Annotated in this window: 11 protein-coding genes; all 11 read right to left on the bottom strand. The window is 66.6% G+C overall.

From position 1 onward, the window contains the following. Positions 1 to 61 precede the first annotated feature (61 nt). Entirely contained in the window at positions 62 to 1,015 is a 954-nt protein-coding gene (locus VGG51_04650; GenBank protein HEY1882311.1) for a D-alanine--D-alanine ligase, read from the bottom strand. Beyond that, the gene (gene murB / locus VGG51_04645; GenBank protein ID HEY1882310.1) at positions 1,005 to 1,961 is read right to left on the bottom strand and encodes a UDP-N-acetylmuramate dehydrogenase; all 957 of its coding nucleotides are present in this window, start codon (positions 1,959 to 1,961) and stop codon (positions 1,005 to 1,007) included. Before murB ends, VGG51_04650 begins: the two co-directional genes overlap by 11 nt. After that, a complete protein-coding gene (gene murC / locus VGG51_04640; GenBank protein ID HEY1882309.1) occupies positions 1,958 to 3,313 on the bottom strand; it encodes a UDP-N-acetylmuramate--L-alanine ligase in 1,356 nt (451 codons plus the stop codon). The genes murB and murC overlap by 4 nt, the downstream gene beginning before the upstream one ends. Further along, a complete protein-coding gene (gene murG, locus VGG51_04635) occupies positions 3,310 to 4,425 on the bottom strand; it encodes an undecaprenyldiphospho-muramoylpentapeptide beta-N-acetylglucosaminyltransferase (protein ID HEY1882308.1) in 1,116 nt (371 codons plus the stop codon). Before murG ends, murC begins: the two co-directional genes overlap by 4 nt. 3 nt (positions 4,426 to 4,428) lie before the next feature. Next, on the bottom strand, positions 4,429 to 5,592 hold the full coding sequence (gene ftsW / locus VGG51_04630) for a putative lipid II flippase FtsW (GenBank protein ID HEY1882307.1): 1,164 nt from the start codon (positions 5,590 to 5,592) through the stop codon (positions 4,429 to 4,431). After that, positions 5,585 to 6,985, bottom strand: coding sequence for a UDP-N-acetylmuramoyl-L-alanine--D-glutamate ligase (gene murD / locus VGG51_04625; GenBank protein HEY1882306.1), 1,401 nt, complete (start codon positions 6,983 to 6,985; stop codon positions 5,585 to 5,587). Before murD ends, ftsW begins: the two co-directional genes overlap by 8 nt. Continuing rightward, positions 6,982 to 7,938, bottom strand: a complete 957-nt coding sequence (mraY, locus tag VGG51_04620) for a phospho-N-acetylmuramoyl-pentapeptide-transferase (GenBank protein ID HEY1882305.1) — start codon at positions 7,936 to 7,938, stop codon at positions 6,982 to 6,984. Before mraY ends, murD begins: the two co-directional genes overlap by 4 nt. Next, positions 7,929 to 8,633, bottom strand: coding sequence for a coenzyme F420-0:L-glutamate ligase (locus tag VGG51_04615; GenBank protein ID HEY1882304.1), 705 nt, complete (start codon positions 8,631 to 8,633; stop codon positions 7,929 to 7,931). The genes mraY and VGG51_04615 overlap by 10 nt, the downstream gene beginning before the upstream one ends. Next, positions 8,630 to 9,940, bottom strand: coding sequence for a UDP-N-acetylmuramoyl-tripeptide--D-alanyl-D-alanine ligase (murF, locus tag VGG51_04610; protein HEY1882303.1), 1,311 nt, complete (start codon positions 9,938 to 9,940; stop codon positions 8,630 to 8,632). The genes VGG51_04615 and murF overlap by 4 nt, the downstream gene beginning before the upstream one ends. Before the next feature lie 71 nt (positions 9,941 to 10,011). Next, a complete protein-coding gene (locus VGG51_04605) occupies positions 10,012 to 11,484 on the bottom strand; it encodes a UDP-N-acetylmuramoyl-L-alanyl-D-glutamate--2,6-diaminopimelate ligase (GenBank protein ID HEY1882302.1) in 1,473 nt (490 codons plus the stop codon). Further along, positions 11,474 to 13,192: penicillin-binding protein 2 (locus VGG51_04600; protein ID HEY1882301.1), on the bottom strand; the 1,719-nt coding region annotated here is incomplete at its 5' end. The genes VGG51_04600 and VGG51_04605, both read right to left, overlap by 11 nt.

The following is a 13,192-nucleotide window of genomic DNA, read 5'->3' as shown; positions in this document are numbered from 1 at the left end:
TCAAGCGAAAAGCGGGCCCGCTTCGGCGGCCCGCTTTTTTTAATCGTCTTGTCGGGGAAACCTAAGCCACGGCGTCGCGGACGGCACCGCGCGCCATCGCATAGTTGACCAGCCGCTCGACGAGCGCTTCGAAACCGATGCCGGCGGCCGCGCACGCATCGGGAAGCAGACTTGCGGGCGAGAGCCCGGGAAGCGAGTTGATCTCCAAAAGATAGGGCCGGCTGTCCGAACGGATGATGAAGTCGCTGCGTGAGTAATCGCGTAGCCCCAAAAGCCGATGAGCCGAGAGTCCGAGCATCTGCAGGCGTGCTGCCAAGCCGTCGTCGATTTGCGCCGGCGCGATGTGCGTGCAGCCGCCGGCGTCGTACTTCGAGCCGTAACTGTAGAAGCCGTCGCGGTGGGCGACGATCTCGACGATCGGCAGCGCCTCCTCGCCGAGCACCGCGCACGTAAATTCCCGCCCCTCGACGTACTCTTCGGCAAGGATCGCAGCGTACGACTTCGACGCCTCCAGCATCGCATTGGTCCACTCTTCATGCGTGCGCACGATCGTGACCCCCGTAGAGGAGCCTTCGAATCGCGGTTTGATTACGAGCGGAAGATCGAGCGAGCCGGGCAAGAGGGGCAGCGTGCCGCCCGTGAGATCGAACAGGTCCCATACCGGCGTTGGCAATCCTTCGGCGGCGAGCAGCTTCTTCGTCAAGTGTTTGTCCATCGACAATGCGGCCGCTTCCAGGCCGCTCCCGGTGTACGGAATCGATAGATACTCGAGCAGCGCCTGCACGTGACCGTCTTCGCCGCCCGGCCCGTGCAGAGCGATGAATACGACGTCGGGCCGCAACTCACGCAGCGCGTCGACGAAGCGCTCGTCGTAATCGATGGAGCGCGCCTCGTAGCCCAGTGAATGCAGGGCGCGTAATACCTGCGTACCCGACTGAATCGAGATCTCGCGTTCGGCGCTGTTCCCACCCATCACGACGGCGACCGTCGCGCGAGACCCTCCGTTACGTTGCATCGATAAAGACTCCAACGAGATGCACTTCCAAGCGCAGTTCGACTCCGCTGCGATCGAGGACCGCACGGCGGACTCGTGCGAGCAGCGTTGCGACGTCGCGCGCCGTCGCTCCCCCGGTGTTATTGATAAAGTTTGCGTGCAGCGCCGAGACTTCCGCGCCCCCCTCGCGCCACCCCTTAGCCCCAGCCGATTCGATCAGCCGCGCGGCCTTGTCGCCTTGGGGGTTCCGGAAGCACGATCCCGCATTGGGCGTTGCGATCGGCTGCGTCCGTTTGCGGCGAACCAGACGCCCGCGCATCTCTTCGCGCACCTCGCTCGAGTCCGCTCGCTCGAAGGCAAGGGTTACACGCGAGACCACGACGTCACGTTCGAGCGTGGAATGACGATAGAGATAGCGGATGCTGACGCGGTGCGGCTCGGGGCGGCTCGGCGACTGCACCCACACGCTGCGAACGAAGTCGCCGATCTCACGATCGGTTCCCGCGTTCATGCGCAGCGATCCGCCGATGGTCCCGGGGATCCCCGAGAGCGATCCGACGCTCTTCGCTCCGGCCGATGCCGCCTTTGCGGTCACCAGCGCCATGCCGGCCGAACCGCCCGCTTCGACGACCACTGCGCCGTGTTCGATGGCGACGCCGACCGCGGCGAACTCGCCGGCCAAGCGGATCACGACGCCGCGCACGCCGCCGTCGCCCACGAGCATGTTGCTTCCGCCGCCGATGATCCACCACGCCATCTTCCGCCGCAGGCACAGCCGCATCAGTTCCGCCAGCTCGGCCTGCGTGCGCACGGTGACGAAGGCATCCGCCGGGCCGCCGACCTTCCACGAGGTGTAGGGTGCCAGGGGCTCATCGAACTTGGCGCGCTCCGCGAAAATCGTGCGCAGCGCCTCCCGGTCGGCGGGGGCGAGGAGCGTGCGCAGCGCGCGTTGCGTCGTGAGGCTCATCCGCGCGCAAGTTCGGCCAAACGGCCCGCGGCGTCGGTGATGTTTCCAGCGCCGAGCATGAGGACGAGTGCCCCCCGCGGCGCTTCCGCGAAGATCCGCCGCTCCAGTTCGTCGACGCCCGCAACGTAGTCGACACGCGTCCCGTTATGTCCCAACGAGTCGCCGATCGAGCGTTCGCTAACGCCCGGAATCGCCGGCTCTGACGCGGCGTAAACGGGGGTGAGATAGATGTGGTCGGCTCCGCGCAGCGCGTCGGCGAAATCGGCGGCCAGGTACGCCGTTCTCGAGTAGCGGTGCGGCTGAAAGGCAACGACGAGCGTGCCTCGATGGTAATGGCGCGCCGCGGCGATCGTCGCCCGCACGGCGGTCGGATGGTGCGCGTAGTCGTCGACGATAGTCATCCGTTCGTTCGAAAGCAAGATGTCGAACCGGCGGCGCACGCCGCAGAAGCCGCGCAGCGCCGCGGCAATTCGTGCGAAGGGCACCTCCAGCTCCCAGGCGACGGCGATCGCGGCTAGGGCATTCTGAACGTTCATGGCGCCGGGAACGCGCAGTTCGGCGCGGCCGAGCCGCCGCGGGCCGTCGAACACGTCGAAACTGGAACCAAAATTTTCGAAGGCGAGATTCGCCGCGCGGATCCGTGCGCCGCTATCGAGCCCGAACGTGACGACTCTCGCCCGCAGTTCGTGGTCGGTCAGCGACGCCGAAAGCGGGTTGTCCACTCCGATGACGGCGAGGCCGTCGTCGGGAAGCTTCGCGAGAAACTCCCCGAATGCGCGCGCCAGTCCGGGCAGCTCGTCGTCGCTGCTCAAATGATCGTTTTCGATGTTGGTGACGACGGCAACCACGGGTTCGAGCAGCGCGAACGATCCATCGGATTCGTCCGCTTCGGTTACGAACCACGGCGACGCACCGTCGTAAGCGTTCGTATTCAGAATGCCGTCGATACCGCCGAGCACGAGCCCGGCATCGATCCCGCCGCCCCGCAGCACTGCGTGGGTCATCGCGCTGGTCGTCGTTTTGCCGTGCGTGCCGCAGATCGCGATACCACGGCGGCTCGAGAGCAGGTCCGCTAGCATCTCGCCGCGGTGCAGAACCTTTATTCCATCGCGCAGCGCGGCCGCGTACTCGGGGTTGTTGCGCTCGATCGCCGAGCTGACGACGACGACGGCGGCATCCCCAACGTTGCGTGCGGCGTGGCCGATCGTGACCGGGATTCCCTCATGCCGGAGCTGTTCGACCAGCGGCGTAACGCTTACGTCGGAGCCGCGAACGTCGATGCCGCGCGTGCGCAAAATCCGCGCGATCGCGCTCATCCCGATGCCGCCGATACCGACGAAGTGGTAGGTCACCCTTCGCTCTTTCCGCGCGTAAGGAGATCGACCCGTGCGAGAATCCGTTCGAGGGGATCGCCCGCTTGTAGTCTCTTGACGCCGGCGCGGAGCTGCTCGAGCCGCGCCGGCTGCATCGTCTGCGCGAGCAGTTCTCCGAGCCGCCCCGATACCAGCTCGTCGTCAGTCGCAACGACGGCAGCGCCGGCCGATTCGAAACGGCGGGCGTTCGCCGCCTGATGGCCCTCGGTCGCGTAAGGGTATGGAACCAGAATCGCGGGGAGACCGAGTGCTGCCAGTTCGCTGAGCGTCGACGCGCCCGCGCGTGCAAGGACGAGATCCGCGACGGCGTACGCGTCGCCCATGTCGTCCAGGTACGCGCGCGCCGCAAATGGCGCCCCCCGCTGCGATCGCGGCGTGCCCGCGACTCGCTCGTAGTTCCCCTCACCGGTCACGGCGAGCACCTGCCAGCCCGCGGGAATGCTGCAGGTCTGCCAGGCGCGTAAGAGCGCCTCATTGATCGTCCGGGCGCCCTGGCTGCCGCCGAGCACGAGCAGCGTGGCGAGCGTCGGATCCAAACCTAAGCGCACCGCGGCCTCTTCCCGCGAACGGTGCTCGAGCAGCGAGGCGCGCACCGGAACCCCGGTCGAGCGGCACTTCGCATGCAGTCCCGCAACGAAGCCCTCGCACTCGCCCCAAATCTCGTCGGCCATCGGCGCGAGCAGACGTGCGGTGAGCCCGGGCGCGGCATTGGGCTCGAGCAAAACGATCCGTGCCGTATCGCGCCGCAGCAGTCGCCTAATGCGCGCCGCCAGCGCGACCGGAAAGCAGACGTAGCCGCCGGTGGCGACGACGACGTCCGGGCGCGAGGCAGCGAGGACGCGTAGGCTCTGCAGCGTTCCGCGCAGGTTATGCGCCGCGGCTCGCAACAGCGAAAAAGACGGGCGCCGCGGCAAGGGATGGGCCGCAATCGTATGCAGCGTATAGCCGGCCTTCGGCACGATCGCCGCTTCGAGCCGGCCGGCGCTGCCGATGAAGGCGATCCGCGCTCCGCGCGCGCGCAGCGCATCGGCGATCGCGATCGCCGGATAGAGGTGGCCGCCCGTTCCTCCCCCGGCAAAAACGACCGTCACCGGTTACGAAGCGTTCCTTATTTTGCGATGGCGCCCCACGTTAGCGATGAGTGCGACGGCGATAAGGCTGACGACTAGCGAGCTGCCGCCAAACGAGATGAAGGGCAGCGGTACGCCCGTTACGGGCCACGACGACGAGACGACGCCGATGTTTACGAACGCCTGGATCGCGATCATCGCGCCGCAGCCGATCGCGAGGAAGAAGCCAAAGCGATCCGGCGCCGCAAGCGCGATCTTCACGGCGCGATAGGCGAGCGTCAGGAAGAGCGCGACGACGACGAGCGTCCCGATCAATCCGAGCTCTTCGCCGAGAACCGAGAAGATGAAGTCGGTGTACTGTTCGGGCAGATAGAAAAACTTTGCGCGAGAGGCACCCAAGCCGACGCCAAAGATCCCGCCGCTGCCCAGCGCCAACAACGATTGAACGATGTGAAAGCCGGTGTTGAGCGGATCGCGCCAGGGATCGACGAAGGCGAAAATGCGCGCGCGCCGGTACGGGCTCGCGAGCACCGTCAGTGCTGCGAAAGGCACCGTCGCGAGTGCAATCGCCGTGAGGTGAACGAGGCGCGCGCCGGCGGCGAAAAGCATGGTGAACGCCGCGAAAAAGAGCAGGCTCGCCGTTCCCATATCCGGCTCTTTGAGCACGAGCACGGTGACGATCGCGATCGGTACGCAGAGTGGAAAGAGACCGCGCGAAAGCGAGGTAATGTGTTCGCCGCGCGAGGAGAGCACCGCCGCGAGATAGATCACCAGTGCCAGTTTGGCAAACTCCGACGGCTGCAGGCTCAATCCGGCGGTTCCCAGCCAGCGCCGGCCGCCGTTTACCCCGACGCCGATGTGCGGAACGAAGACAAGCAGAAGGCCGGCGATCGCCGCAATCAGCAGATACGGCGCGGCCGCGCGCAGGCGCTGATAATCGAGTCGATAACACGCGTAAGCGCCGGCCAGCCCGACCGCCAGCCAGACCAATTGACGCTTGAGATAATAGGCGATATCCCCGTGTTCGGCGTACGCGGTCGCGCTCGAAGCGGAAAAGACCATGACGAGGCCAATCGCCACGAGCGCCGCAACCGAGGTGAAGAGCCAAACGTCCAGCGGCGCGTTGACGAACGAGCGAATCCCTTGGCTCGGCCGGCGGTCGCTGCGAAGGGTCGCCGCGCTATGCACCCGCCGGCTCCTTCTGCGAAGCGACGGCCGCCGCGAAGCGGTGCCCCCGGTCCTCCGCCGACGCGAACATGTCGAAGGATGCGCAGCCGGGCGATAGCAGCACGACGTCACCCGAAGCGGCGAAGCCGCGCGCTTTGTCTACGGCCTCCTCCATCGTAGCGGCTTCGACGGAGACGACGCCCCCGGCCGCGCGGCGAATATCTCCCGCCGACTCGCCGATCGCCACGAGCGCTTTGACCTGCCGGCCGATCTCCGCGCCGAGCTCGTCGAACTCGCTGCCCTTCGACCGGCCGCCGGCGATGAGTACGATTGGCCGCTCGTAACTGCGCAGCGCGGCAATCACGGAGCTGGGGTTGGTGGATTTAGAATCGTCGACGTAGAGAACGCCGTCGATCTCGGCAACGCGCTCGAGCCGGTGCGGCATCGGCACAAACGAAGCGATCGCGCGCCGCAGCATCGCCGGGTCGCAGCCGACGGCCAAGGCGGCCAGCAGCGCGGCCATCACGTTTTGGACGTTATGCCGGCCGCAAAGCGTGATTTCGCCGCACGGCATCAAGACGATCGGCCGAGGGTCGCCGCATACCGGCGCGTAGACGAGGTTTCCGTCGCGGAGATAGATCGTCGCGCGCTCCCCGCTTCCGAGCGTAAACCACATTTGCTTGGCTTGGACGCGGGCGCCGCCGTGGCGCCACGCGAGCGCCTCGATTCGCGGGTCGTCGAGGTTTCCGACGAACCAATCGCTCATCGATTGGTTGGCGCAGATGCGGTATTTCGCTTCGGCGTACTCCTCCATCGAGGGATAGCGGTCGAGGTGATCCGGCGCAAGGTTGAGCAAAACGGCGACGCGCGGCTTGAACGCGCGAATCGTCTCGAGCTGAAAGGACGACACTTCGGCTACGACCCACTCATCGCTCTCCGCGTCGACGACCTCGGTAATCAGCGGATTCCCAATGTTGCCGCCGACGCGCGTTCGCAAGCCGCAGGCGCGCAGCAGGTGACCGATCAGTGCGGTGGTCGTCGATTTACCTTTGGTTCCCGTTACGGCGATGATCGGCGCTTTGCAGAGGCGGTAGGCCAGTTCGACCTCGCCGATGACCGGAACGTTTGCCCCGTGCAGCGCCCGAACGACGGGCGAAATCGGCGGAACCCCAGGCGAGAGAACGGCCCAGTCGATGCGGTCCAGGATCGAGTTCAGCGCCTCGGGTTCGACGAACTCTGCTCCGAACGCTTCGGCGGCGGCGACGGCATCGCTGCGGGCCTCGACCGGCTTTTCATCGGTTGCGAATAGCCGCACATCGCTGCGCGCCAGGACTTCCAGACTCGCCAGCCCGCTGCGGCCCAACCCAATGACGAGGAGCGAGCTGCCGGCGTTGAGTTGAAAGCTATCGGTCATCGAACAATGACCCATCCTAGCAACGAACATAGCAACGACGCAAGCCAGAAACGCGCCGTTACCTTCGTTTCGCGCCATCCTCCCAGCTCGAAGTGATGATGCAGCGGGCTCATTCGAAGAATTCGCTTGCCCTTGCTGAGCTTGAAGTACGAGACCTGAAGCATCACCGAGAGCGCTTCGGCGACGAATACTCCTCCGACGAGCAGGAGCAGCAGCACCTCGCCGGTGAGAATCGCCACGCCGGAAAGCAGCGCCCCGAGCGCGAGCGAACCGGTATCGCCCATGAACAGCTTGGCAGGGTAATGATTGTAGAGGAGAAAGCCCGCGCAACTCCCGACGCCGACCGCGGCGGCGATCGCCGCGGGCGCGAGGTTCGACGCGGCCGCGAATAGGCCGAAAACGACCAGCGGCGGAATCACGCTTCCGGCCGCGAGGCCGTCGAGACCGTCGGTCAAGTTCACCGCGTGAATCGTTCCGGTGATCGCGAGCACCCCCAGCGCGAGCCATAGCCAGTGGGGCACTGCCAACGAAAAGCTGCCGGCGTGAAAGAGCACGTCGACCGGAAAGAGGTAGGGCGTGTTCCCGATCATGCGCAGGAAGATCGCGGCCGCCAGCGCCGTCGCGAGCAGCTTCGTGCGCGCGCGAAGACCTCGCCCGGCGGCTACCCAAATCGTCAGCGCGTCGTCGACCGCGCCGATGCACGCGCAGGCGCAAACGAGGAAGACGATCGCGATCGAGAGTGCCGACTTCGAGGCGGCGAGCATCCCCAGGAAGGCAACGACGAAGACGAGTCCGCCCATCGTCGGCGTGCCTGACTTTTCCCGGTGCGTCTGCGGGGCCAGCGCGTAGGCTTGTTGGCGCAGATTGAAGCGCTTAGACGCCGCGATGAGGACGGCCCCGCAGACGACGGAGGCCGCAAAGCCATAAACGAGCCAAAGGAGCATCACCGGCATAGTGGATTCTCTCCCGCCCCTCGCCACTTGAGTACGACGACCGGCGTCTGTTCGTCGCTGTTGCCGTGCGGATTGTCGAGCAGCGCGCGCTCGACGCTCTCGCTGCGAACTCCACTCGAGCTGCCCAGGACCTTCGCCTTCGAAAGGTCGTTGGCGTCGACGACCGTCGACTCGACTCCGCTGCGCTCGCGCAATGCCCCCGCGAACTCCGCAGGCTCGCGCGGCGCGAGCACGATCGCCCGCTCGTAGGGCGGCATCGTCCCGGTGTAGCCGTCAACCGCCGCGATCGCCTCGCCCATCATTTCATAAAAGGTGCCTCGTTTCCCGAACAGCCGCGCGAACAGATGCGCCGCCGTCGCCGCGATCACGCGCCGATAGCCGACCGCGTCGATAACCAGCTGCATCGACTCGGGCTGGCTGATCGTCGCCAGCGGACCGGCGTTCCGGCAGAGCAGATAGGCAAGTCGCGAAGGGCGAACGTGCTCGGCGACGACGAACTCGCCCTGGGCGATCGCTACGGCCGTCTCCGAGACCGCGATGACGTCGCCGGCGCGCGCGATGCCGGAGACCGCGTCGGCTACGATCGCGGCCAGGTCGTCGCCGGGACGCACCAAGCGCGTTCGCACCGGTATCGCCTTCACGCCGGCCGGCACTTCCGGCCGCGTAACGGCGAGACCGCGCGCCGTTAGGCTCACGGCTGAAGTTCCTCGACGATCTCCTCCATGCGATACTTCCGCGAGCCTTTCAACAGGACGAGATCCCGGCCGTTTGCGTTCGCGCGCAGCCACGCCGCGGCTTGCGAGTTGCCCTCGACCGGGACGATCCGGGAGGCGTCGAGACCGGCGCGCCGTGCGCCGCGCGCGAGTGCTTCCGCGAAATCGCCGCTGACGAGCAGCACGTCGACGGCGGCGGCAGCGTGTTCGCCAACGCGCTCGTGCAGCCGCTGTGCTTCGTCGCCCAGCTCTGCCATGCTAGCGAGGACCGCGATCTTCCGCTTGGCGTCTTCGCCGGCAAAAGCGTCGAGCGCGGCAATCATTCCGCTCGCATTGGCGTTGTAGGCATCAAATATCAGGCGCGGGCCGCCCTCGATCGTCACGCGCTGGTAACGACCCGGCGGCAACGAGAGCGTCGCTATAGCGGGGACGAGCTCGCCCGGAGCGATGCCGAGCGCGCCGGCCGCCGCGATCGCGGCCGCCAGATTCGCGCGATTATAGAGTCCCGGCAGCGTGCACTCGATCGCAAACTCCTGCGTTGCGCCGCCTTCGCGCACGACGAGCAAATCGTCGCCGGCGATCGCGGCGAGCCGCTCGATGCCGGCGTAGGCGGCCAGCTCTGCGGCGCCGGCGACCGCGACGAACCAGCGCGTGCTTTGCGGATTGCGCAGCCCGGGAGCGCGCTCGCGGGAGACCTCGTCGTTGGCGTTGAGGACCGCGCCGGCGCCGCCGGAGAAGAGCGCCCATTTCGTGTCGGCCAGACGTTCGCGCGATCCCACGATCTCGACGTGCGCGTCGCCGACGTTGGTTAAAACTCCCAGTGCGGGCAGCGCCGCCTCCACCAGGACGGCGATGTCACCGTAATGGCGGGCGCCCATCTCGACGATCGCCACGTCGTGCTCCTCGTTCGAGAGGCTCAGCAGCAGCTTTCCCACGCCGATCTCGTTGTTCTCGTTCTTTACCGATGCCGCGACGCGGTATCTCACCGCGCAGAGCTCGGCCAAAAAATCCTTCGTGGTGGTTTTGCCGCTGCTGCCGGTGATCGCGACGATCGCGCCCTCGAACCTTTGCGCGGCAAGCCGGGCGAGTTGCAGATAGGCTCGATCGGTCCGCGCGACCACGAGCGTTGCGACTCCCGCTATACGCGCCGCGGCATCGTCGACGACGAGCACGGCCGCACCGGCCCGCACCGCTTCGCCGGTGAAGTCGTGGCCGTCGAAGCGCTCGCCGCGCAATGCCAAAAATGCGTCGCCGCTCTCGAGCGACCGCGTGTCCGTGCCGACCCGCAGGCTCGCCGGCGCACGATCTCCGTCGAGCAGCGTTGCATCGGTTGCGGCCAGGATGGCCTCGAGCGGAAGCCTCAGCGCGCAACTCCTTGTTTTGCCAGCGCCTCGCGCGCAGCGGCGAGGTCGTCGAATGCGAGCACGCGATCGCCGACGATCTGATACGTCTCGTGCCCCTTGCCCGCAACGAGCACGACGTCACCGGCGCGCGCCTCGGCGATCGCCCGCGAGATTGCGGCGCCGCGATCGAGTTCGACGACGTAGCGCCGTTCGTCGGCGATGCCGCCGGCGATGTCGCGCACGATCGCAAGCGGCTCTTCGCTGCGCGGGTTGTCGTTGGTAAGATAGATGCGGTCGGCGAGCTCGACGGCGATCGCGCCCATCTCCGCGCGCTTCCCGCGATCGCGGTCGCCGCCGCAGCCGAACACGACGGCCAGACTGCCGGTCTTCGTCTCGCGCAGAGCGTGCAGCGCGCAGCGCAGCGCGTCGGGCGTATGAGCGTAGTCGACGACCACGTCCACGCCCATCCCGTGCAGCCGCTCCATCCGGCCCGCAACGCGCTCGAGAGAAGCGAGCCCTTGGGCGATCGCGCGCTCGTCGATTTTCATGATACGCGCGATCCCGATCGCCGCCAGTGCGTTCCAGACGTTGAAGCGGCCGGGCAAACCGAGCTCGTACGGGCGGCCATCGACGACAAAGCGGCTCCCCGATGCTCCCAGCACTATCCGTTCGGGAACGAGATCCGCACCGCTGCGCAGACCGTACGTCAGCGCGCTGCGTCCGGCGCGGCGAAGTTCGCCGGCCCAACGCGCGCCGCACTCGTCGTCGACGTTGAGCACGCCGTGCGGCGACAGATCGAAGAGCCGGCGCTTTGCGGCGGCGTACGCGTCGGGAGAGCCGTGAAAGTCGAGGTGATCGCGCGTGACGTTCGTCAATGCGGCAACGGAGAAGCGCACGTCGTCGACCCGTTCCAGCGCCAGCGCGTGAGAGCTCACTTCGAGTGCGACGGCGCGCGCGCCGTCGTCCCTCATTGCTGCCAGCACGCGATGAAGTTCCGGCGGTAGAGGCGTGGTGTTGTGCAGCTCCCATCGCCGCCGCGCAAACTCGGCGCCGACCGTTCCCATTACGGCGCACGGAATGCCTGCGCGGTTGAGGATCGAGCTAACCATGTGCGTGACCGTCGTCTTCCCGTTCGTGCCGGTGACGCCGATCACGTCGAGGCCGCCCGATGGATCTCCGTAAAAGGTTGCGGCGAGCTGCGAAAGCGCGCGTTTGGTATCGGGGACGAGCACGACGGCCGCATTGCCGCTTTGCGCGCCGTCGATCGGAGCGTCGACGACTACCGCCGCCGCGCCGCGCGCGAGCGCGTCGCCGACGAATCGATGGCCGTCGGTGTGCTCGCCTCGCAGCGCGACGAAGATGTCGCCGGTCTCCACTGCACGCGAGTCGATCGCAATGCCGGAAATGACGCCGGCACGCCCGGAAAGCACGCGGCTGCGCGGCAGGCGTTCGAGTAACTCGGCGAAAGATTTGCGGCGCTTAGCGGCCATTGTGCGCAACCGTGCCGGCCGGCAGAACGCCGGCGTGCAGCATAGCCGCGCGCGCAATTTGAGCAAATGCCGGGGCGGCCACAACGCTGCCGTAGTACGAGCCGACCGGCCGTTCGACTTTCACGTAGACGACGTAGCGTGGACGAGGATAGGGGACCATACCGATAAAGGAGGCTGCATAGTATCCGGAACGGTACTCGCCGTCAACGACCATTGACGCCGTTCCCGTTTTTCCGGCGGTAGCGTACCCATCGATCTGCGCGGTCGGATCGCCGGTCCCATGGAGGACGACGGCGCGCAGGAACGTTCGCAGTTCCTCGGCCGTTCGCTGGGAGAACACGCGGCAGGTCACGCGTGGAGCGTAACGATGCAAAACCCTTCCTTGTTGATCGTAGATCGCTTTGGCGATGTACGGCTCCATCAGGAGACCACCGTTGGCGATCGCCCCGTAGTACCGCGCCATCGCCAGCGGTGTGACCGAGACGCCCTGACCGAAAGACATCGTCGCGAGCGAGGAGCCGCTCCATTGGGAAGGCGGTGGGACGATCCCCGGATTCTCTCCAGGCAACCCAACGCCGCTCGGCGATCCAAAGCCCGCCTTGCGTTCCATAGCGTAGAAGGTTCGCCCGCCGATGGCAAGACCCACCTCCGCGGCGCCGACGTTGTGCGAGAACTCGATGATCTGCGCGAGCGTCTCGCTCCCCCCCGTGCCGGCCATGAAGCCGTCTTCCGCGTTATGGATCGTTCGACCACCTACCTCGATGGTATCGCGCGCCGGGAAGCGCGACGACAGCCCGACTTTATGCGAGTCGAGCGCGGCTGCCGCAGTCACGAGCTTGTAGGTTGAACCGGGTTCGTACGCGTCCATCACGGCACGGTCGCGGCGTTGATCGCCGGAGTAGCGCCAGAACCTATTCGGATCGAAGTTGGGCGCGTTGGCCAGCGCGAGTATCTCTCCCGTCCACGGGTCGATGACGATTGCCGAGCCGTCGAGCGCGTGATAGGCTTTGACCTGCTTTTCCAGCGCCCGCTCGGCGACGAACTGCAAATACGGGTCGATCGTAAGCTCGACGCTGGCACCGGGGAGCGCCGGCGCGACGATGCGCTCGCGGCCGAACGGGATCGGGCGGCCGAACTCATCGGCTTCTAGCGTGACGCGGCCGGAGCGGCCGCGCAGAATGTCGTCGAACGAGTACTCGACTCCGTCGAGTCCGTTCTCATCGGTGCCGACGAAGCCCAGCACCGTCGACGCCGTCCGGCCCGCCGTATCGACGCGCAGTCCGGTGTCTTCTTCCTTGAGATCGATGCCGACCAGTCCGAGCGCGGCGATCCGCGTGGCCGTTTCATGCGATACCTTGCGCGCGATCCACACGAACCACAGGTGGCGGTCGTGCAGGGCGGCGACGACGGCGGGGTCGAGCTTACCGACGACGTTCTGCAGCTTCGCGGCGGCCGCCGCGGGGTCGACGATCTCGCGGGGTACGGCGTACACGCTCTCTGAGGGAAGCGAGCGCACGAGCACGTTACCGTCGCGATCGAGAATGCTGCCGCGGCGCGCGAAGACCTCGATCGTGTCCGAACGCTGCGCCAGCGCCTCTTTCGCATAGACCGGCCCGTGCAGCGCCTGGACCTCCCACAGACGCCAGGCGAGGAAGAGCGCGACGATCATGCATCCATAAAAGAAGAGTCGCGCGCGCATCGGGCCGAC

The sequence above is a fragment of the Candidatus Cybelea sp. genome, assembly GCA_036489315.1.
Classification (GTDB): Bacteria; Vulcanimicrobiota; Vulcanimicrobiia; order Vulcanimicrobiales; family Vulcanimicrobiaceae; genus Cybelea.
This window is presented reverse-complemented; position numbering and strand designations above follow the sequence as displayed.

Bases quoted from the DNA above. Each gene is read 5' to 3' on its own strand.
- VGG51_04650 (HEY1882311.1), bottom strand. From the start codon at position 1,015: ATGCAACGTAACGGAGGGTCTCGCGCGACGGTCGCCGTCGTGATGGGT.
- murB (HEY1882310.1), bottom strand. From the start codon at position 1,961: ATGAGCCTCACGACGCAACGCGCGCTGCGCACGCTCCTCGCCCCCGCC.
- murD (HEY1882306.1), bottom strand. From the start codon at position 6,985: ATGACCGATAGCTTTCAACTCAACGCCGGCAGCTCGCTCCTCGTCATT.
- mraY (HEY1882305.1), bottom strand. From the start codon at position 7,938: ATGCCGGTGATGCTCCTTTGGCTCGTTTATGGCTTTGCGGCCTCCGTC.
- VGG51_04605 (HEY1882302.1), bottom strand. From the start codon at position 11,484: ATGGCCGCTAAGCGCCGCAAATCTTTCGCCGAGTTACTCGAACGCCTG.